The organism is Burkholderia sp. SIMBA_051 (assembly GCF_046534915.1).
Lineage (GTDB): Bacteria > Pseudomonadota > Gammaproteobacteria > Burkholderiales > Burkholderiaceae > Burkholderia > Burkholderia ambifaria.
Genome location: NZ_JAWRXS010000002.1, coordinates 507114 through 527936 on the forward strand (window position 1 = coordinate 507114; position 20823 = coordinate 527936).

Sequence of the window (20823 nt, forward strand, 5' to 3'; positions counted from 1 at the left end):
CCGGGCCGCATCCGGTACGCAGGATCGATCCGGCCGCGCAAGCGGCTCGCCGAACGGTGCGCGGCACGGCCGCGAAAGCACGTATCATGGCGGCATGATCGGCGTCGCCGACACCCGCCTTTTCACCACCATGCTCGATCACCTTATCTGCGACTGCGACGGCGTGCTCGTCGACAGCGAAGTCATTGCCGACCGCGTGCTGTTCGAAACGCTGTCCGCCACCTTCCCCCACCTCGATTTCGAAGACGCCGCGAAGTCCGCGTTCGGCCAGCAGACGTCGCGCTTTCTCGCCGGGCTCGAAGCGCATTTCGGAATCCGGATGCCGGACGGCTTCATCGAGACCATCGAGCGCAACATCGAGACCGGTCTCGCGCAATCGCTCGCGCCGATCACCGGCGTGCGTGACGCGCTGCTGAAGGTCAGCCTGCCGGCCGCGGTGGTATCGAACAGCCGGCTCGTGCGCGTGCGCAGCTCGCTGAAGCGCGCGTCGCTCACCGAAATCTTCGGCGATCGCGTGTTCAGCTCCGAGCAGGTCGCGCGGCCGAAGCCGTACCCTGACGTGTACCTGCATGCGGCGAACACGCTCGGCGTCACGCCGGCGCGCTGCATCGTCGTCGAGGACAGCGTGTCGGGCCTGAACGCCGCGCGCGCGGCGGGCATGAAGACGATCGCGTTCGTCGGCGCGAGCCACATCCCCGACAACTACGCTGACGCGCTGCGCGCGATGGGCATCACGCGGATCATGCGCAGGATGGATGAACTGCCGGCGCTCGTCGCGGCCGGCCTGCGCGGCGAATTCGGCGACGTGCAGTCCTGACGAGCGGCCGCGCCGCAGCGACAGAAGCGGCGTGCGGCTCGATGCGCACGCCGTACCGCGCGCGCATCGGCGCGCCCACTACGCCGGCTGTCAGGCCGGCTCACAGCAGCGCTCGCGCGCGGCCGCGAGCGCCTCGCGGAAGTCCACCAGCTCCGCGATCGTCAGCATCGGCAGCCCGTGCTGCTGCGCGAAACGATCGACGTCGTCGCCGCGCGTCATCGTGCCGTCCGGATTCATCAGCTCGCACAGCACGCCGGCCGGCTTCAAACCCGCGAGGATCGACAGGTCGACCGTCCCTTCGGTGTGACCGCGGCGCGCCAGCACGCCGCCCGGTTGCGCACGCAACGGAAATACGTGGCCGGGGCGCACGATGTCGTACGGCTTCGCGTCGTCGGCGATCGCCGCGCGAATCGTCGTCACGCGGTCGGCCGCGGACACGCCGGTATGCACGCCTTCGCGTGCCTCGATCGATACGGTGAACGCGGTGCCGTTGCGGCTTTCGTTGGTCTGCACCATCGGCGGCAGCTCGAGCGCGCGGACCTTGTCGTCGGTCAGGCACAGGCACACGATGCCGCTGCACTCGCGGATCAGCAGCGCCATCGTCTCGGGCGTGATGCGCTCGGCGGCGACGATCAGGTCGGCCTCGTTTTCCCGGTCGTGATCGTCCTGCAACACGACCGCGCGGCCCGCGCGCAACGCGTCGAGCGCGGCGGCGATGCGCGGCGGCATCGGTTCGGAATCGAGCAACGGGAGATCGGCAAAGGCGTCGGCGGGTGCCGACGAAACGGACAGGAAGGACATGTGAAACGCTCCTCGCAATTTCGATTTGGGCGAAAAACGTTTCAGGGCATTGCAAACAGACAGAACGACAACCCGCTCCGCACGCACGGCGAAGCGGCCCTGACGGACATGACTATCTGCACATCTTCTCTCATCCGGACTATGACCGTCGGCTCTGGCATTCGACCAGATCTGCTGACCCCGCGCGGTTGCGCGGGCGCTCGCGGGCTCGCCGGCTTTCGCCAGCCTACCGCCGGTGGGGAATTTCGCCCCGCCCTGAAGACGCACTGATTGCCGGCCGGGAATGCCCCGGAAAACCGGCGGGCCAAGCATACATCAGCTGCGCGCACCGCGCAGCCAACCACACCTAAAACCTTACTGACGACTCCGTCTAACGGCATCGTCCGAACGGCCGACATCAGGCCGACACCAGGCCGGTGCGGCCGTCCCGAACGGCACCGGGCGCCGGCCCACCGGACCGGCGACCCGCGCGCGCTCAGCCGGCCGCGTGCGCGGCGTCGGGCACGAGCCAGCGCGGCGGCACTTCGGGGCTCACCGTCACGCGGAACGCGCGCGCCTCGGTGTCGCCCGGGTTGCGCAGGCTGTACGGCTGGTCGGCGTCGAACACGATTGCATCGCCGGTCGCGAGCAACTGGCGGCGATCGTGCACGCTGACTTCGAGCGTGCCCTCGCTGACGACCAGGTTGACCGTCGTGCCGGGCGCGCGGCGCGTGCCGGGCTCCGTGTGCAGCGGCGCGATCCGCAACTCGTGGAATTCGGCCGCGGCCGGTTCGCCCTCCGGATACAGCGCACGCGCCGAGAAACGGCCGCTCGAGCTGACGACGCGCGCCGCGCGCTCCGCCGCCAGATGCTCGAAGCCGTTCACCGCGTGGCGGCGCAGGAAGGCGGCGACCGACACCTTCAGCGCCGCGGCGATCTTGCAGAGCACCTTGATCGACGGCACGCTGCGTGCCGATTCGATCTGCGCGAGCATCGCGCGCGATACGCCGGACAGTCGCGCAAGCGCATCGAGCGACAGTTGCCGCTCGGCGCGCAAGCGCGCGAGATTCACGCCGACGACCTGCTCGAGGACGTCGAGCGACGCGGCCGCTCGCGCGCCGGCGGCCTCGCCGGACTCGAAGGAAGACACGTCGCGCACCAGCGCCAGGGATGAAGACATAGCATGGCCTCCGGGCCGCCGTGCGGCCCTGCGAATGGGGTGAGCCGGAATCGGGTTGCGCCACGAACGGCGCGTATCGAGACGCTATCACCCGGCCCTGCCGCGGCAAACGAAGTTATCTTCACACCGTTATCAGCATCGCGGAGGAATGCGTTCGTCGCGAACGTTTTCCCGTCGCGATGGCGTCGGCGCAGCGCCGCTCAATGCGCGGCCGGCGCCGCGCCGCGCGCCGGCGCGCGCGCATCGAGCCGCATCGCGAACCACGTGACGACGAGCGCCGCGAACGTCACCGCGACGGCGACCCACGGCAGCGCATCGAGCGCGAAGCCGTGCTCCAGCGCCAGTCCGCCGAGCCACGCACCGCCCGCATTGCCGACGTTGAAGGCGCCGATGTTCAGCGTCGACGCCAGATGCGGCGCGCTCGCGGCCTTCTCGACGACGCGCGCCTGCAGCGGCGGCACCGTCGCGAACGCGGCGATCCCCCACACGAACACCGTCACCGCGGCCGCGACCGGCAGGTGGCTGGTCTTCGCGAACACGGCCATCACCGCCATCAGCGCGACCAGGATCGCGATCAGCGACGGCATCAGCGCGCGGTCGGCAAGCTTGCCGCCGAGCGTGTTGCCGACCGTCAGCCCGGCGCCGAACAGCACGAGGATCAGCGCGACCGCCCGCGGCGAATAGCCGGTGACGGTTTCGAGGATCGGCGCGATGTATGTGAACACGACGAACACGCCGCCGAAGCCGAGCACGGTCATCAGCAGCGCGAGCCAGACCTGCGGCTCCTTCAGCACGCGCACTTCGTGACCGAGGCCGACGGGGCCGCCGTCATGACGGTTCGGCACCAGCAGCGCGACGCCGCCGAGCGACAGCACGCCGAGCGCGGCGACGATCCAGAACGACGCGCGCCAGCCGAGCAGCTGGCCGACGAACGTGCCGAACGGCACGCCGAGCACGTTCGACAGCGTGAGGCCCGTGAACATCAGCGCGATCGCGCTCGCGCGCTTGTCGGCCGGCACGAGCGACGCGGCGACCACCGCGCCGATCCCGAAGAACGAGCCGTGCGCGAACGACGTGACGACGCGCGCGACCATCAGCATCGCGTAGCCGGACGCGCTCGCGCACAGCACGTTGCCGACGATGAAGATCGCCATCAGCAGCAGCAATGCGGCCTTGCGCGGCATGCGGCTCGTCAGCACCGCGAGCAGCGGCGCGCCGACCGCGACGCCGAGCGCGTAGCCGGTGACGAGCAGGCCGGCCGACGGCAGCGACACGGCGAGGTCGTGCGCGACTTCGGGCAGAAGCCCCATGATGATGAATTCGGTGGTGCCGATGGCGAACGCACTGATCGCGAGCGCCAGTAACGGGATGGGCATGACGTTCTCCGGAAGGCGGCGGACGCGGCGCCCGGTCGGTGCCGCACCGCACAAAAAAGCGGGATGTGCGCGCATTGTCCCGAATACGCCTATCTTTGATAATTGGCGTGGCATTTGAACCATTTTCAAAAAATTCTGGAAAATCCAATGGATCGACTGGGCGACATCCGGCTATTCGTCGAAGCGGCGGAACTGGGCAGCCTGTCCGCGGCCGGGCGCAAGCTGAACCTCACGCCGGCCGCCGCGAGCGCGCGCCTCGCGAAGCTCGAGGCCAAGGTCGCGACGCGACTGTTCGAGCGCTCGACCAGGCAGCTGCGGCTCACCGACGAAGGCCGGCTCTACCTGAACTGCTGCCGGCAGGCGCTGCAGGCGCTCGACGACGCACACGCGCTGCTGCAGGAAGGTCGCAACGTGGTGGCCGGCAAGGTGCGGCTGTCGTCGACGTCCGATTTCGGCCGCAACCAGCTGCTCGACTGGCTCGACGAATTCACCACGCTGCATCCGGGCGTCACGTTCTCGCTGACGGCGTCCGATTCGGCGTCGAACCTGTGGCAGGACGAAATCGACCTCGCGATCCGCTTCGCCGCGCCGCCCGACGGCGCGTTGATCGCGCGCCGGCTCGCCGCGAACCGGCGCGTGCTGTGCGCGGCGCCGTCGTTCGTCGCGCGCCACGGCGTGCCGGCGGATCCGCACGATCTGGCCCGCTTTCCCTGCAACGTGATCACGATCGCGTCGGGGCCGATGAACACGTGGCGCTTCACGCGCGGCGACGAAGTCCAGACGCACACGGTGCCGGTGTCGACCGCGTTCGAGACCAACGACGGCGGCCTCACCCGCGAATGGACGCTGCGCGGCCACGGCATCGCGCTGAAGTCGCTGTGGGACATCGCCGACGACGTGCGCGCCGGCCGGCTGCGCGTGCTGCTGCCCGACTGGCGGCACCAGGACGCGCCGCTGCACGCGATCTATCACAGCAAGCGCTACATGGCGCCGCGCGTGCGCGTGCTGCTCGACTTCCTCGCCGAACGCTTCGCGCGCGAGGAAGCGGCGCTCGACGACCTGCTGAATGCGTGCCGCTGACGCCGAGAGCGACGCTCGCGTGCGCCGCCCTATCAGGGTCGGAGCGCGACGAATGGCGTCGCGCGGCCGCAACCCGCCGCCCGCCCGGGACGGCTCGTAAAGCTATAATGGAAGGCTTGCCCGACGGCTTTTCACGCGTGCACGACAGGCTCGCTCGACGCGCACAGCGCGCCCCGGTCCGCCATGCGGCGCCGGCACGAGCCGCTGCACCGCTGCAGCCGTCCCGATACACCCTTGACGACGCCCCCAGGTCAACCACTGCGAACGGCGAATCCCCATGACGAAAAAAGTTTACGTAAAGACCTTCGGCTGCCAGATGAACGAGTACGACTCGGACAAGATGGTGGACGTGCTCAATGCGGCCGAAGGCCTCGAAAAGACCGATACCCCGGAAGACGCGGACATCATCCTGTTCAACACGTGCTCGGTGCGTGAGAAGGCGCAGGAAAAGGTGTTCTCCGACCTCGGCCGCGTGCGCGAGCTGAAGGAAGCGAAGCCGGGCCTGCTGATCGGCGTCGGCGGCTGCGTCGCCAGCCAGGAAGGCGCGTCAATCGTGTCGCGCGCACCGTACGTCGACCTCGTGTTCGGCCCGCAGACGCTGCACCGCCTGCCGCAGATGATCGACCAGCGCCGCGCGAGCGGCCGTGCACAGGTCGACATCTCGTTCCCCGAGATCGAGAAGTTCGACCACCTGCCGCCCGCGCGCGTCGAGGGGCCGAGCGCGTTCGTGTCGATCATGGAAGGCTGCTCGAAGTACTGCAGCTACTGCGTCGTGCCGTACACGCGCGGCGACGAAGTGTCGCGCCCGCTCGACGACGTGCTGACCGAAGTGGCCGGCCTCGCCGACCAGGGCGTGCGCGAAGTCACGCTGCTCGGCCAGAACGTGAATGCGTACCGCGGCGCGCTGACGGCCGGCTCGACGGAAATCGCCGATTTCGCGACGCTGATCGATTACGTCGCCGACATCCCCGGCATCGAGCGCATCCGCTACACGACGTCGCACCCGAAGGAATTCACGCAGCGCCTGATCGACACCTACGCGAAGGTGCCGAAGCTCGTGAGCCACCTGCACCTGCCTGTGCAGCACGGTTCCGACCGCATCCTGATGGCGATGAAGCGCGGCTACACGGTGCTCGAATACAAGTCGGTGATCCGCAAGCTGCGCGCGATCCGCCCCGACCTGTCGCTGTCGACCGACATGATCGTCGGCTTCCCCGGCGAGACCGAGGAGGATTTCGACAAGATGATGGCGCTCGTGCACGAGATGAGCTACGACACCAGCTTCTCGTTCATCTACAGCCCGCGCCCCGGCACGCCGGCCGCGAACCTGCACGACGACACGCCGCGCGAGGTCAAGCTCAAACGCCTGCAACATCTGCAGGCGACCATCGAGGAAAACGTCGCGCGCATCAGCCGGTCGATGGTCGGGAAGGTCGAGCGGATCCTCGTCGAGGGCCCGTCGCGCAAGGATCCGAACGAACTGTCGGGCCGCACCGAGAACAACCGGGTCGTGAATTTCCCGGCACCGCTCGCGTCGCACCCGCGCCTGATCGGCCAGATGATCGACGTGAAGATCAACCATGCGTACCCGCATTCGCTGCGCGGCGAGCTGCTGCTCGTGAGCGACGACGCGAGCGCGGCCACCCACTGACCGACTGACGCCCGACAGGAGCCCGACGCTACTTTGAAGACCGTCCAAGCACTGGAATTCACCGCGCCGCGCGAAGACAACGCGCGCCTCGCCAACCTCTGCGGCCCGCTCGACGAGAACCTGCGGCAGATCGAACAGGCGCTCGACGTCACGCTCGCGCGGCGCGGCCACCGGATCACGATCCGCGGGCGCGGCGCGAAGCTCGCGCTCGCGGCGCTCGAGAACTTCTACAACCGCTCGCGCGATCCGCTGTCGGTCGACGATATCCAGCTCGCGCTGGTCGAAGTGCGTCACACCGCCGGCAACGGCCGCCAGGACACGCTCGACGTGCGCTTTCGCGGCGACCCGGACCATCCGTTCGACGAACCGGCCGTGCAGCTCGACGACGCGGGGCCCGAGGAGGAACCTGGGCCGAAGCTGTACACGCGGCGCGCCGACCTGCGCGGGCGCACGCCCGCTCAGCGCGAATACCTGAAGCAGATCCTGTCGCACGACGTGACGTTCGGCATCGGGCCGGCCGGCACCGGCAAGACCTACCTCGCGGTCGCATGCGCGGTCGACGCGCTCGAGCGCGACCAGGTCAAGCGGATCGTGCTGACGCGGCCTGCCGTCGAGGCCGGCGAGCGGCTCGGCTTCCTGCCGGGTGATCTCGCGCAGAAGGTCGACCCGTACCTGCGGCCGCTGTACGACGCGCTGTACGACCTGCTCGGCTTCGACAAGACGGCGAAGATGTTCGAGCGCCAGATGATCGAGATCGCGCCGCTCGCGTACATGCGCGGCCGCACGCTGAACCATGCGTTCATCATCCTCGACGAGGCGCAGAACACGACACCCGAGCAGATGAAGATGTTCCTCACGCGGATCGGCTTCGGCTCGAAGGCCGTCGTGACCGGCGACACGAGCCAGGTCGACCTGCCGCGCGGGCACAAGAGCGGCCTGGTCGAGGCGCAGCAAGTGCTCGGCGGCGTGCGCGGCATCGCGCTCACGCGCTTCACGAGCGTCGACGTCGTGCGTCATCCGCTCGTCGCGCGCATCGTCGAGGCGTACGACGACTTCCACGCGCAGCACAAGGACGTGTGACGCACGGGCTGCGCCCGCGCACCGCACCGGCCCACGGCCCGGCCCGCCCGACGGCGCGCCGGGCTTTTTTTCGCCCGCACGCGGCTGGTGCGAATTCGGGAGCGATCGGCCGTTTGGTGTATCCTCAACGCGTTCCAATCGCCGCACCCGTCATGAAATCTTCCTGTTCTCGCAAGTCCGGGCGCGACCAGTCCGCCGCGCCCGATTCCCCCCGTGTTTCGCTGTTCGATGCGAAGGGCAAGGCCCGGACCGTCGCCGCGCAAGGGCTGCGAATCGACTTCCCGGATGGCCGCAGCCTGATGTTCGACCTGTCGGGCAGCTCGGGCGACACGGCCGTCGCGATCGTCGCGCAGCACAACGATCCGGCGATGCGCGCGAAGCTCGCGCTGCAGCCCGAGCATTACGACAGCGTGACCCTGCACGTCGGCGCCGAACCCGCGCCGCGCGATGAGGAAATCGCGGAAATGGCGGACGAGCCGCGCGAGCTCGAGTTCGACCTGTCCGTGCAGTACGGCGACGAAGTCACCGGCGACGTCCGCAAGGCGTGCCCCAAGCGCAAGCTGATCGCCGAATGGATCGAGCCGGCGCTGTTCTCGAGCGCGCAGCTCACCGTGCGCTTCGTCGGCGAGGAAGAAGGCCGCACGCTGAACGACGGCTACCGCCACAAGGACTACCCGACCAACGTGCTGACCTTCGCGTACGATCCGCTGCCCGACGGCACCGTGATCGGCGACCTCGTGCTGTGCTGCCCGGTCGTCGAGAAGGAAGCGCAGGAACAGGGCAAGCCGCTCGCGGCCCACTACGCGCACCTGCTGGTGCACGGCGCGCTGCACGCGCAGGGCTACGATCACGAGACGAGCGAAGAAGACGCCGCCGAAATGGAAGCGCTCGAAGTCGCCATCCTCGCGAAGCTGGGCTTCCCGAACCCGTACCAGTAAGAGCCGTCCGCGCCATGCGCCACGCCGCAATGCTGCCGCCCGCCTACCCGCCGTCGATCGGCGAGGGACGGCTGCTGACGCAAGACGAGCTCGCGGCGTCGCTCGCGCACACGATGCGCGACTGGGACGGCCAGCAGGATCTCTGGCTGTTCGGCTATGGCTCGCTGATCTGGAACCCCGGGCTGCCGACCGTCGCCGCCGTGCGCGGCAAGGTGCACGGCTACCATCGCGGGCTCTACCTGTGGTCGCGCGTGAACCGCGGCACGCCCGAACGGCCGGGCCTCGTGCTCGCGCTCGATCGCGGCGGCTCGTGCTCGGGCATCGCATTCCGGCTCGCCGGCCCGACCGCGCAGCCGCATCTCGAAACCTTGTGGAAACGCGAGATGCCGATGGGCTCGTACCGGCCCGCGTGGCTGCCGTGCTCGCTCGAGACCGGCGAACGCGTGAACGCGCTGGCCTTCGTGATGCGCCGCGACGCGCCGGCCTACACGGGCAAGCTGACCGACCCCGTCGTGAAGGAAGTGTTCGGCTGCGCGGCCGGCCGCTACGGCACGACGCTCGACTATGTGAGCCGCACCGTGGAGGCGCTGCGTGCGAGCGGCATCCCCGATCGCGCGCTGGAAGGGCTGCTCGCGCGATGCCGGTGACGTTCGACAGGCGGGATTGCGCCACGTCCATGCACGCGAATGGAGGCGCCATGCCGATGAAACCGTCACGCGGATCGCGCGGCGCACTGGCCGCGCTGCTCGTCGCCGCGAGTGTCGCGCTGTCCGGCTGCGGCGTCCTGGGCTGCGGCGGCGCCGCGACCAACGGCGCGGCGGGCGGCGGCTGTTCGGCCGGCATGCGCTTCTGAATTTCCGGAGCCTGCGCGAGCCGCCCCGGCCCGCCCGAGCCGCGACGAAATGTCGCCGGCACCGACCGACCGGCCGGTCGCCGTTGCGCCCCGCTTTTTTGCCGCCGCTGCCCCGGCGCGTCGTTCTGGGATAGGATGGAGACGAAGGACGGCGGCGCCCGGCGCGGCCGTTCCCGAGCGGGGCCCGCGCGCGCCGCGTGTCCCCGGCCGGACGGCCGGGGTGACACGGCCGCGCCATGCCCTTGGTGTATCCTTGCCTACTCCGTGACCGCGCGCCCCGGCATGACCCGGGCGCACCACCATGAACGATTCGTATCCCAGTCGTAAGCTCACCGACAAACCGCAAGAAAAGCGCTCGCTGCTCGAGCGCCTGACCGACTTCATCTCGCCCGAGCCGGAATCCCGGACCGAGCTGCTGGAAATCCTCCAGGACGCCCACGAACGCAACCTGATCGACGCCGATTCGCTGTCGATGATCGAAGGCGTGTTCCAGGTGTCCGACCTGTGCGCCCGCGACATCATGGTGCCGCGCGCGCAGATGGACGCGATCAACATCGCCGACAAGCCTGAAGACTTCATCCCGTTCGTCCTCGAGAAAGCGCACTCGCGCTACCCCGTGTTCGAGGAGAACCGCGACAACGTGATCGGCGTGCTGCTCGCGAAAGACCTGCTGCGCTTCTATGCCGAAGAGGAATTCGACGTGCGCGGGATGCTGCGCCCCGCCGTGTTCATCCCCGAATCGAAGCGCCTGAACGTGCTGCTGCACGACTTCCGCGTGAACCGCAACCACCTCGCGATCGTCGTCGACGAATACGGCGGCGTCGCGGGCCTGATCACGATCGAGGACGTGCTCGAACAGATCGTCGGCGACATCGAGGACGAATACGACTTCGACGAAGAGGCCGGCAACATCATCTCGGGGCCGGACGGCCGCTACCGCGTGCGCGCGCTCACCGAGATCGAACAGTTCAACGAATCGTTCGGCACCGACTTCCCCGACGACGAAGTCGACACGATCGGCGGGCTGATCACCCATCATTTCGGCCGCGTGCCGCACCGCGGCGAGAAGCTGCAGCTCGGCAACCTCGTGTTCGAGATCCAGCGCGGCGATGCGCGCCAGGTCCACGTGCTGCTGGTGCGCCGCAACCCGCACGCGAGCCGCCGCGCCGAAACCTCGCACGAAGACTGACCGTCTCGCGCCGCCCGCGTCTCCTTCAACCGCTCGCCCCCTTTCGCTTCACATGGACGATCCGATCCCGTCCCGCCCGGCTGGCGGCCTTCTCGCGCCGGCGCCCGGCCGCGCGCTGCCGCGCTGGCACTATCCGGCCGCGCTGCTCGCCGGCGCGGCCAATACGCTCGGCTTCGCACCGACCCCGCACGGCGGCTGGCTGCAGCTCGTCGTATTCGTCTGGTTTTTCGCGCAGCTGACGCGCACGTCGAGCTGGCGCGGCGCCGCGCTTACCGGCGGCGCGTTCGGCTTCGGCAACTTCATCACCGGCGTGTGGTGGCTCTACATCAGCATGCACGTGTACGGCGAGATGGCCGCACCGCTCGCGGGCGGCGCGCTGGTGCTGTTCTCGCTGTACCTGTCGCTGTACCCGGCGTTCTCGGCCGGGTTGTGGTCGTTCTGCGCGGGCCATGCGTGGCATCGCCGCGACGCCGACCCGCGGCCGTTCTCGCCGACCTGGCACGGCGCGTTCGCATTCGCGAGCGCGTGGGCGCTCGGCGAATGGCTGCGCGGCACCGTGTTGACCGGCTTTCCGTGGCTCGCGAGCGGCTATGCGCAGGTCGACGGCCCGTTCGCGGGCTTCGCGCCGGTGGTCGGGGTGTACGGGATCGGCTGGGTGCTCGCGCTGTTCGCCGCGCTGGTCGTGCAGGCGCTCGTCGCCGCGCGCCGGTCGCCCGCTCCTGAACACACCGACGGCAACGCACGCATCCGCATCGCCGCGCCGGCCGGCGTCGCCGTCGCGCTCGTCGCGGCCGGCATCGGGCTGTCGCAGGCCACGTGGACCGTGCCCGCGAACGCGCCGCTCAGCGTGCGGCTGCTGCAGGGCAACGTGAAGCAGGACATCAAGTTCGAGCAGGCGGGCATCGACGCGGCGATCAAGATGTACCAGCAGATGATCGTCGAGAAGCCCGCCGACCTGATCGTCACGCCGGAGACCGCGATCGCGGTGATGATCCAGGAGCTGCCCGAGCCGTTCGCCGTCGCGATCCGCACGTTCAGCGACACGACGGGCTCGGCCGTGCTGTTCGGCGCCGTCGGCGCGTCGGTCACGCCCGAAGGCCGTTACGTCGACTACACGAACAGCCTGTACGGCGTGACGCCGCATTCGCGCGACATCTATCACTACGACAAGCACCATCTCGTGCCCTTCGGCGAATTCATCCCGTGGGGCTTCCGGTGGTTCGTCGACCTGATGAAGATGCCGCTCGGCGACTTCGCGCGCGGCGCGCCGGTGCAGAAGCCGTTCCTCGTGCACAACCAGCCGGTGATGGCCGACATCTGCTACGAGGACTTGTTCGGCGAGGAAATCGCCGCGACGATCCGCGACAACCCGCAGCCGCCCGGTGTGCTCGTCAACGTGACGAACCTCGCGTGGTTCGGCGACACGATCGCGCTCGACCAGCACCTGCAGATCGCGCGGATGCGTGCGCTCGAGACGGGCCGGCCGATGCTGCGCGCGACCAATACCGGGATGACGGCCGCGATCGACGCGCGCGGCCGCGTGCTCGGCCAGCTGAAACCGTTCACGATCGGCTCGCTCGACCTGCGGATCGAAGGCACGAGCGGCTTCACGCCGTACGTGACGAGCGGCAACAACGTCGTGCTCGCGGTATCGCTGGTGCTGCTCGCGTTCGGCTTCACGTTCGGGCCGGGCCTGCGCCGCCGCAACGGTTCGAAGGCCGGCGACGACCCCGACCTGTGACGCCTCGGCCGGCCGCTCAGGCCGGCCGCTTCGCCTGCGCGGCCAGGCCGCGCAGATCCCGCCCGAGCGCCGCCATGACCGGCGCCCATGCGCCGAACGTCGGCTGCCGGTACAGCGTGGCGGTCGGATACCACGGGCTGTCGGTGCGTTCGAGCAGCCACGGCCAGTGCGGATTCACGTCGAGCAGCACCCAGGTGCGTGCGCCCAGTGCGCCGGCCAGATGCGCGACCGACGTGCACACCGTGATCACCAGATCCAGCGCGCCGATGAACGCGGCCGTATCGTCGAAACTCTTCAGTTCGGCCGTGTAGTCCTTGATCGCGAAACCGGCCGCGCGCGCCGCGGCGACATCCGCATCCGCGCCCGGCTGCAGCGAATGGAACGTGACGCCGTCGATACCGCGAAACGCATCGGCATAGCGATCGAGCCCGACGCGCCGGAACGGATTGCGCTGGTGTCCCGCACTGCCCGTCCAGACGAGCCCGACGTTCAACCGGCCATCGCCCGCGAGCCGCGCGCGCCACGCGTCGCGCGCGTGGCGGTCGGCATGCAGGTACGGCACCGACTCGCCGAGCGTCGACGTCTCCATCCCGAGCATCAGCGGCAGCCCGATCAACGGCACTTCGTAGTCGAAGGCGGGCAGTTCGTCGACGCTGCCGCCCGCGCTGAACGCGTCCGCATGCGCACCGAGGCTGCGCTGCATCAGCGTGCCCACCTGCGGAAACGTGTTCCACGCGAGCCGGCCGCCCTCGCGGTGCACGCGCTCGGCGAGCGGCGCGACGAAGCGCGCGAACTGCAGCACGTCGCCGAGCCCCTGCTCGCCCCACACGAGCAGCGTCTTGCCCGCGAGCGGCTCGCCCTGCCAGCGCGGGCCCGGCAGCGCGGGCCGGCGGCCGCGCAGCTCGCCCGCACCGTCCCAGCGCGCCTCGTGGCCGCGCCAGCCGGCCGCGTAGTTGCCGCGCACGAGCTGGATGATCGCGAGATTGAAACGGAACGATGCGTCGTCGGGCGCCAGCTCGCACGCGCGCGCCGCGTAGCGCTCGGCGTCGTCCCAGCGCTGCGCTTCCTTCATCGCCATCGCGATGTTGTTCAGCGCGAGCGCATTGTCGGGCGCGATCTGCGCAAGCCGCGCCGCACACGCGAGCGCGCCGTCGAGGTCCTGGGCCGCGAGCCGCGCGACGACCAGGTTGATCCACGCCTGCACATCGTGCGGATCGGCCTCGACGGCCGCGTCGAGCAGCGCGATTTCCTCGTTGCGATCGCCGCCCGACAGCCGCAGCGCGATCGCGAGGTTGTTGCGCAGCGACGGCCAGCGCGGATCGAGCGCATAGGCGGCGCGATACGGCGCGACGGCGTCGGCGTGACGGCCGAGCATCTGCAGCACGTAGCCGTGATTGAAACGGGCACCGGCGCCCGGATGCACGCGCACCGCGCATTCGGCCAGCGCGAGCGCGTCGGCCGCGCGCTGTCGCGCGACGAGCGCCGACGTGAGCTGCGCGAGCGCGGCCATGTCGACCGCGTGCAGATGGCCGGCGGCGGCAAGCCACAGCGCGTGCGCATCGTGCTCGCCGCGCGCGTGCGCGTCGGCGGCCTGCCCGAGCATGGCGAGCAGCGGCGGGATCAGCGGAATGAGGAAGTCGTTCGAATCGTCCATGCGGTCCGGAGTGGGCAATCGGTCACGCGGCACGCGTCGCGCGCGCCGCAATACGTGCATCTTAACGCCCGCGCAAAGCGCTGCGGCCGCCGACGCGACACGCGCATCGCGACGCCGCACAAGCGAGCGCGACGCGCGCGCCGGCACCCCGCGCACCGGCTTCGCACGGGTCGCCGGAACACCGCCGACAGCCCTTCGTCGGCGTTCCGGCCGCATCCGGTCGCCGATCCGGTAAAATTACGCGTTTCAGCACACTAACAAGCCGCGCCGCCGCGCGAGCCGACCCTCCGGGCTCCGCCCGGAGCGCCGTTCGCAACGGAGCGCCAGCGCCACGAAGGCTCTTCATGCTTACGTTTCAGCAAATCATCCTGACGCTGCAGTCCTACTGGGACAAGCAGGGTTGCGCTCTGCTCCAGCCCATCGACATGGAAGTCGGCGCGGGCACGTCGCACGTCCACACGTTCCTGCGCGCGGTCGGCCCCGAGCCGTGGCGCGCCGCGTACGTGCAGCCGTCGCGCCGCCCGAAGGACGGCCGCTACGGCGAGAACCCGAACCGCCTGCAGCATTACTACCAGTACCAGGTCGTGCTCAAGCCGGCGCCGGAAAACATCCTCGACCTGTACCTCGGCTCGCTGGAAGCGCTCGGCTTCGACCTGAAGCAGAACGACGTGCGCTTCGTCGAGGACGACTGGGAGAACCCGACGCTCGGCGCGTGGGGCCTCGGCTGGGAAGTGTGGCTGAACGGGATGGAAGTCACGCAGTTCACGTATTTCCAGGAAGTCGGCGGCCTCGAATGCAAGCCGGTGCTCGGCGAAATCACGTATGGCCTCGAGCGCCTCGCGATGTACCTGCAGAAGGTCGAGAACGTGTACGACCTGGTCTGGACCGAGTGGGAAGAGCAAGGCCCGAACGGCCCCGAGCTGCGCCGCCTGTCGTACGGCGACGTCTACCACCAGAACGAGGTCGAGCAGTCGACCTACAACTTCGAGCACGCGAACGTCGACCTGCTGTTCACGTTCTTCAACAGCTACGAAGCGGAAGCGAAGAAGATGATCGACGCGCAGCTCGCGCTGCCCGCGTACGAACTCGTGCTGAAGGCCGGCCACACGTTCAACCTGCTCGATGCGCGCGGCGCGATCTCGGTCACCGAACGCGCGGCCTACATCGGCCGCATCCGCGCGCTGTCGCGTCTCGTCGCGCAGGCTTACTACGACTCGCGCGAGAAGCTCGGCTTCCCGATGCTCGGCAACCCGCCGGGCGTGCCGGGCCTCACCACCGACGCCCAGGACGCCGCGCAGCCGGCATGGGCGCCGCCGCTCAAGGTCGAACGCAAGATCGATCAGGACTGACGAGACGAGATTGATTCCACACATGACGCATAACCATCCCGCCCCCCTGCTCGTCGAACTGCTGACCGAAGAGCTGCCGCCGAAGGCCCTCGCGCGCCTCGGCGACGCATTCGCCGAAGGTCTCGCGCAACGCCTCGCGGCGCGCGACCTCGTCGAAGGCGAACTCGTGTTCGAACGCTACGCGACGCCGCGCCGCCTCGCCGTCGTCGTGCAGAACGTGCGCGCCGTCGCGCCTGAAAAGCAGGTCCGCGAAAAGGTCCTGCCCGTCTCGGTCGCGCTCGACGCCGAAGGCAAGCCGACGGCCCCGCTCGCGAAGAAGCTCGCGGCGCTCGGTCACCCGAACCTGTCGATCGCCGATCTCGAGCGCGCGCAGGACGGCAAGGCCGAAGCGTTCTTCGTCAATTACTCGGCAGCCGGCGCGACGCTCGCCGACGGCCTGCAGGCCGCGCTCGACGAAACGCTCGCGAAGCTGCCGATCCCGAAGTTCATGACCTACCAGCGCCCGGACGGCACCGACGTGAAGTTCGTGCGCCCGGTGCACCGCCTGACCGTGCTGCACGACGATCGCGTCGTGCCCGTGACCGCGTTCGGCATCGACGCCGGCGACACCACGCTCGGCCACCGCTTCCTGTCCGACGGCCTCGTCGCGATCCAGCATGCGCACGCGTATGCCGACACGCTGCGCGACAAGGGCCGCGTGATCGCGCACTTCGCCGATCGCCGCGAAACGATCCGCACGCAGCTGAACGAACACGCGAACGGCGACACGGTCGTGATGCCCGAAGCGCTGCTCGACGAAGTGACGTCGCTGGTCGAATGGCCGGTCGTCTATCCGTGCCGCTTCGAGGACGAATTCCTGCAGGTGCCGCAGGAATGCCTGATCCTCACGATGCAGACGAACCAGAAGTACTTCGCGCTGACCGACGTCGGCGGCAAGCTGCGCTCGCGCTTCCTGATCGTGTCGAACATCGACACGAAGACGCCGGGCGAGATCATCGAAGGCAACGAGCGCGTCGTGCGCCCGCGCCTCGCCGACGCGAAGTTCTTCTTCGAGCAGGACAAGAAGAAGCCGCTCGCCGACCGCGTGCCGCTGCTCGCGAACGTCGTCTATCACAACAAGCTCGGTTCGGCGCTCGCGCGCGTCGAGCGCCTCGAGGCGCTGGCCGGCGAGATCGCGCCCGCGATCGGCGCCGACGCCGCGCATGCGAAGCGCGCCGCGCGCCTCGCGAAGGCCGACCTGCTGACCGACATGGTCGGCGAGTTCCCGGAACTGCAGGGCACGATGGGCACGTACTACGCGCGTCACGACGGCGAGCCCGACGACGTCGCGCTCGCGTGCGCCGAGCACTACCAGCCGCGCTTCTCCGGCGACGCGCTGCCGACCACGCCGGTGTCGACCGCCGTCGCGCTGGCCGACAAGCTCGAGACGATCGTCGGCATCTGGGGCATCGGCCTCGCACCGACGGGCGAAAAGGATCCGTTCGCGCTGCGCCGCCACGCGCTCGGCGTGCTGCGCCTGCTGCTCGAGAAGCAGCTGCCGCTCGATCTCGTGGCGCTGCTGCGCACGGCCCATGCGCGCTTCGAAGGCGTGCCGGGCGTCGCCGAATCGACCGACGCGATCTTCGCGTTCTTCATGGACCGCCTGCGCGGCCTGCTGCGCGAACGCGGCTACTCGGCCGGCGAAGTCGACGCCGTGCTGAGCCTGAACCCGACGCGCGTCGACGATCTCGTCGCGCGCCTCGACGCGGTGCGCGAATTCACGCTTCTCGCGGAAGCCGAAGCGCTCGCGGCCGCGAACAAACGGATCTCGAACATCCTGAAGAAGTCGGAAGGCGGCGCGAACGGCACGGTGCAGCCGACGCTGCTCGTCGAGGCCGCCGAAAAGGCGCTGCACGAACAGCTCGCGGCCGTGACGCCGCACGTGCAGTCGCAGCTCGAGGCACGTGCGTACACGGGCGCGCTGTCGGCGCTCGCCGCGCTGCGCGCACCGGTCGATACGTTCTTCAACGACGTGATGGTCAACGCCGAGGATCCCGCGCTGCGCGCCAACCGTCTCGCGCTGCTGTTCGCGCTGCATCAGCAGATGAACTGTGTCGCCGACATCTCGAAGCTCGCCGCATAAAGGCCGCACGATGCCGATCAGCCCCAACCGCAAGCTCGTCGTCCTCGACCGGGACGGCGTGATCAACGTCGATTCGGACGCGTTCATCAAGACGCCCGACGAATGGATCGCGCTGCCCGGCAGCCTCGAGGCGATCGCACGGCTCAACCACGCAGGCTATCGCGTGGTCGTCGCGACCAACCAGTCCGGCATCGGCCGCGGGCTGTTCGACATGGCCGCGCTCAACGAGATGCACCAGAAGATGCATCGCGCGGCGGCCGCGGTCGGCGCGCGCATCGACGCGGTGTTCTTCTGCCCGCACGTGGCGGAAGATCGTTGCGAGTGCCGCAAGCCGAAACCCGGCATGATGCAGATGATCGCCGAGCGCTTCGAGATCGATCCCGGTCACACGCCGGCCGTCGGCGATTCGCTGCGCGACCTGCAGGCCGCCGTCGCGGTCGGCTTCCGGCCGCACCTCGTGCTGACCGGCAAGGGCAAGAAGACGCTCGCCGCGGGCAATCTGCCGGACGGCACGAAGGTCCACGACGACCTGCGCGCGTTCGCGCTCGACTTCCTTTCACACGAACACGAGTGATGCGGCCGCCGCGCGCATCCTCCTTACCCTCAGACCCACGCCGATGCGCTTCGTCCGCTCCCTGCTGCTGCTGATCTACTTCATCCTGTACACGGTGCCGTACGCCACCGCGTGCTTCATCGCGTTCCCGTTCATGCGCCCCGACGCGCGCTACTGGATGGCGGCCGGCTGGTGCAAGTCGACGCTATGGGTCGTGCGCTGGCTGAACGGCATCCACTACCGGATCGAAGGGATGGAAAACCTGCCCGACGGCCCGGCCGTGCTGCTGTCGAAGCACCAGTCGGCGTGGGAGACGCTCGCGTTTCCGGCGCTGATGCCGAAGCCGCTGTGCTACGTGTTCAAGCGCGAACTGCTCTACGTGCCGTTCTTCGGCTGGGCGCTCGGGCTGCTGCACATGGTCAACATCGACCGCAAGGCAGGCAAGAACGCGTTCACGTCGGTGATCCGCCAGGGCAAGAAGCGCCTGTCGGAAGGCGCGTGGATGATCATGTTCCCGGAAGGCACGCGCACGCCGGTCGGCAAGCAGGGCAAGTACAAGACGGGCGGCGCGCGCTTCGCGATCGAAACCAATACGCCGGTCGTGCCGATCGCGCACAATGCAGGTCGTGTATGGCCGCGCAATTCGTTCACGAAATTCCCGGGCGTCGTCACCGTGTCGATCGGCAAGCCGATTCCCGTCGACGGCAAGACGCCCGACGTATTGAACTCGCAGGTCGAAGCCTGGATCGAAGCGGAAATGCGCCGCATCGATCCCGATGCGTATCGCCAGCCGGGCAATGCCGGCACGCGCGATGCCGCGCGCGTCTGAATCACCCGGATTGCAGCCGTTGCGAACGACGAAACGAAGCGAACTGATGAAAAAGCGTCCGCGGCCACGGCCTGCCGTCGTGGCCCTCGATCATCGCCAGATGGACCTGCCACTCTTCGACGGGCCGGCCGCAGCCTCGCCGGCACCGTCGGCGCCCGCCGCCCCGCCCACGTCACCTGAAGCGGCCGCGGCGCCCGCGGTGCCCACCGCACCGCTCGATCCGGGCCCCGCGCGCGATCGCTCCCGCGTCCGTACGTTCGCACTCGACAGCCGCGTGCTCGAATACCGGCTCAAGCGCTCCGCGCGCCGCACGATCGGCTTCACGATCGACGGCAGCGGCCTGTCGATCACCGCGCCGCGCTGGGTCACGCTCGCCGACATCGAAGCGGCGATCGCCGAGAAGCAGCGCTGGATCTTCGCGAAGCTCGCGGAGTGGAAGACCCGCACCGAGCAGCGCGCGCTGCCGCAAATCGACTGGCGCGACGGCGCGCAACTCCCGTATCTCGGCAAGACGATCACGATCGCGCTCGGCGCGGGCGCCGTCGCATTCGACGCCGACGCGCTGCGGCTGTCGCTGCCGCTGCCCGTGCAGGCGGACATGCAGCAGATCAAGGATCGCGTGCAGGGCTGGCTGCAGGGCGAAGCGAAGCGGATCTTCGGCGAACGGCTGGTGGTCTACGCGGAAAAGCTCGGCGTCACGTATTCGATGTACGCGCTATCGTCGGCCGCGACGCGCTGGGGCAGCTGCTCGAGCGACGGCAAGATCCGGCTGAACTGGCGGCTGATCCATTTCCCGATGTCGATCGTCGACTACGTCGTCGCGCACGAGCTGTCGCACCTGCGCGAAATGAACCACAGCCCGGCCTTCTGGCAGACCGTCGAATCGATCTTCCCGGAATTCCGCGAAGCACGGCATACGCTCAAGCATCACCCGCCCGAACTGCTGCCGGCGCTGTAACGCGATCGGTCGCACCCACAAATGCAAACGGGCGATGCGGATTCCTCCGCATCGCCCGTTTTCGTTGCCCGCGACGCACATCGTGCGCCGCGAGCCGCTCATCCCGTGCTCAGTGCGCCTTCTTCTGGATGAACTCGATCTTGTAGCCGTCCGGATCCTCGACGAACGCGATCACGGTCGTGCCGTGCTTCATCGGGCCCGCTTCGCGGGTCACCTTGCCGCCTTGCGCCTTGATCTTGTCGCAGGCCGCGTACGCGTCGTCGACTTCCACCGCCAGGTGGCCGAAGCCGTTGCCGAGATCGTAGGACGGCGTATCCCAGTTATGGGTCAGCTCGATCACGGTGCCCGTGCTTTCCGCTTCATAGCCGACGAACGCGAGCGTGAACTTGCCTTCCGGATAATCCTCGCGACGCAGCAGCTTCATGCCGAGCAATTCGGTGTAGAACTTGATCGAGCGGTCGAGATCGCCGACTCGCAGCATCGTATGCAGCAAACGCATTGTTGTACTCCTGTGGGGGACTTTCCAGAGCCGGAAATTCTACCGGAGTCACGTGAATCTCGCCGACGGCGCCTCGTCTGCCGCCCGCTGATATCGCGCGTCCGCGCAGTGGGCCCCGCGACCGTGCGCCAGTGGAAACCACCCCGTTCGACGATTCCCGCCAACCCGGCCGAT

At 68.8% G+C, this 20823-nt stretch carries 19 protein-coding genes and 1 riboswitch; of the genes, 14 read left to right on the forward strand and 5 right to left on the reverse strand.

All coding sequences use genetic code 11. The features are described from left to right. Positions 1 to 130: 130 nt before the first annotated feature. Positions 131 to 817: an HAD family hydrolase gene (locus SB771_RS06320; RefSeq protein ID WP_175660382.1), complete on the forward strand. Its 687-nt coding sequence runs from the start codon at positions 131 to 133 to the stop codon at positions 815 to 817. A gap of 90 nt (positions 818 to 907) precedes the next feature. Here SB771_RS06320 and ribB read toward each other — a convergent pair whose 3' ends face one another. The 3 genes from ribB to SB771_RS06335 form a co-directional block, all read right to left on the reverse strand. Next, entirely contained in the window at positions 908 to 1618 is a 711-nt protein-coding gene (ribB, locus tag SB771_RS06325) for a 3,4-dihydroxy-2-butanone-4-phosphate synthase (protein WP_175660383.1), read from the reverse strand. 118 nt (positions 1619 to 1736) lie between these two features. After that, positions 1737 to 1885, reverse strand: a riboswitch (FMN riboswitch). A gap of 208 nt (positions 1886 to 2093) precedes the next feature. Next, positions 2094 to 2777 carry a helix-turn-helix domain-containing protein gene (locus SB771_RS06330; protein WP_175660384.1) on the reverse strand — a complete coding sequence of 228 codons (684 nt, stop codon included), beginning with the start codon at positions 2775 to 2777 and terminating at the stop codon, positions 2094 to 2096. 200 nt (positions 2778 to 2977) lie between these two features. After that, positions 2978 to 4153 (reverse strand): MFS transporter, encoded by a 1176-nt coding sequence (locus SB771_RS06335; protein WP_011657869.1) that lies wholly within the window; start codon positions 4151 to 4153, stop codon positions 2978 to 2980. 147 nt (positions 4154 to 4300) lie between these two features. Between SB771_RS06335 and SB771_RS06340 the strand changes: the two genes are divergently transcribed. The 8 genes from SB771_RS06340 to lnt all read left to right on the forward strand — a co-directional run bounded on the left by SB771_RS06340 (position 4301) and on the right by lnt (position 12685). Beyond that, a complete protein-coding gene (locus tag SB771_RS06340) occupies positions 4301 to 5233 on the forward strand; it encodes a LysR family transcriptional regulator (protein ID WP_011657870.1) in 933 nt (310 codons plus the stop codon). A 277-nt stretch (positions 5234 to 5510) separates the two neighbouring features. Then, entirely contained in the window at positions 5511 to 6884 is a 1374-nt protein-coding gene (miaB, locus tag SB771_RS06345) for a tRNA (N6-isopentenyl adenosine(37)-C2)-methylthiotransferase MiaB (protein ID WP_175660385.1), read from the forward strand. A 33-nt stretch (positions 6885 to 6917) separates the two neighbouring features. Then, positions 6918 to 7964 carry a PhoH family protein gene (locus tag SB771_RS06350; protein WP_011657872.1) on the forward strand — a complete coding sequence of 349 codons (1047 nt, stop codon included), beginning with the start codon at positions 6918 to 6920 and terminating at the stop codon, positions 7962 to 7964. A gap of 152 nt (positions 7965 to 8116) precedes the next feature. Beyond that, positions 8117 to 8902: an rRNA maturation RNase YbeY gene (ybeY, locus tag SB771_RS06355; RefSeq protein WP_175660386.1), complete on the forward strand. Its 786-nt coding sequence runs from the start codon at positions 8117 to 8119 to the stop codon at positions 8900 to 8902. Positions 8903 to 8916: 14 nt separating this feature from the next. After that, positions 8917 to 9549, forward strand: a complete 633-nt coding sequence (locus tag SB771_RS06360; RefSeq protein WP_011657874.1) for a gamma-glutamylcyclotransferase — start codon at positions 8917 to 8919, stop codon at positions 9547 to 9549. A 56-nt stretch (positions 9550 to 9605) separates the two neighbouring features. Beyond that, a complete protein-coding gene (locus tag SB771_RS06365; protein ID WP_175656321.1) occupies positions 9606 to 9755 on the forward strand; it encodes a hypothetical protein in 150 nt (49 codons plus the stop codon). 301 nt (positions 9756 to 10056) lie between these two features. After that, the gene (locus SB771_RS06370) at positions 10057 to 10944 is read left to right on the forward strand and encodes an HlyC/CorC family transporter (protein WP_006755523.1); all 888 of its coding nucleotides are present in this window, start codon (positions 10057 to 10059) and stop codon (positions 10942 to 10944) included. A 52-nt stretch (positions 10945 to 10996) separates the two neighbouring features. Continuing rightward, on the forward strand, positions 10997 to 12685 hold the full coding sequence (gene lnt, locus SB771_RS06375) for an apolipoprotein N-acyltransferase (RefSeq protein WP_175660387.1): 1689 nt from the start codon (positions 10997 to 10999) through the stop codon (positions 12683 to 12685). Positions 12686 to 12701: 16 nt separating this feature from the next. Here lnt and SB771_RS06380 read toward each other — a convergent pair whose 3' ends face one another. Further along, complete coding sequence (locus SB771_RS06380) at positions 12702 to 14339, reverse strand: tetratricopeptide repeat protein (RefSeq protein WP_175660388.1); 1638 nt, start codon at positions 14337 to 14339, stop codon at positions 12702 to 12704. A gap of 344 nt (positions 14340 to 14683) precedes the next feature. Here SB771_RS06380 and glyQ point away from each other — a divergent pair, with 344 nt between their 5' ends. Genes glyQ through SB771_RS06405 form a run of 5 tightly spaced genes read left to right on the forward strand, consistent with a single transcriptional unit; the run spans position 14684 to position 20150 of the window. Next, entirely contained in the window at positions 14684 to 15688 is a 1005-nt protein-coding gene (gene glyQ, locus SB771_RS06385; protein WP_006477868.1) for a glycine--tRNA ligase subunit alpha, read from the forward strand. 22 nt (positions 15689 to 15710) lie between these two features. Beyond that, on the forward strand, positions 15711 to 17810 hold the full coding sequence (glyS, locus tag SB771_RS06390) for a glycine--tRNA ligase subunit beta (protein ID WP_175660389.1): 2100 nt from the start codon (positions 15711 to 15713) through the stop codon (positions 17808 to 17810). 10 nt (positions 17811 to 17820) lie between these two features. Next, positions 17821 to 18384: a D-glycero-beta-D-manno-heptose 1,7-bisphosphate 7-phosphatase gene (gene gmhB / locus SB771_RS06395; protein ID WP_006751479.1), complete on the forward strand. Its 564-nt coding sequence runs from the start codon at positions 17821 to 17823 to the stop codon at positions 18382 to 18384. Positions 18385 to 18427: 43 nt separating this feature from the next. Then, on the forward strand, positions 18428 to 19192 hold the full coding sequence (locus SB771_RS06400) for a lysophospholipid acyltransferase family protein (protein ID WP_175660390.1): 765 nt from the start codon (positions 18428 to 18430) through the stop codon (positions 19190 to 19192). 46 nt (positions 19193 to 19238) lie between these two features. Next, on the forward strand, positions 19239 to 20150 hold the full coding sequence (locus tag SB771_RS06405) for a M48 family metallopeptidase (protein WP_006751481.1): 912 nt from the start codon (positions 19239 to 19241) through the stop codon (positions 20148 to 20150). Between the two features lie 109 nt (positions 20151 to 20259). Here SB771_RS06405 and gloA read toward each other — a convergent pair whose 3' ends face one another. Further along, positions 20260 to 20649 carry a lactoylglutathione lyase gene (gene gloA / locus SB771_RS06410; protein ID WP_011657880.1) on the reverse strand — a complete coding sequence of 130 codons (390 nt, stop codon included), beginning with the start codon at positions 20647 to 20649 and terminating at the stop codon, positions 20260 to 20262. Between the last annotated feature and the right edge of the window lie 174 nt (positions 20650 to 20823).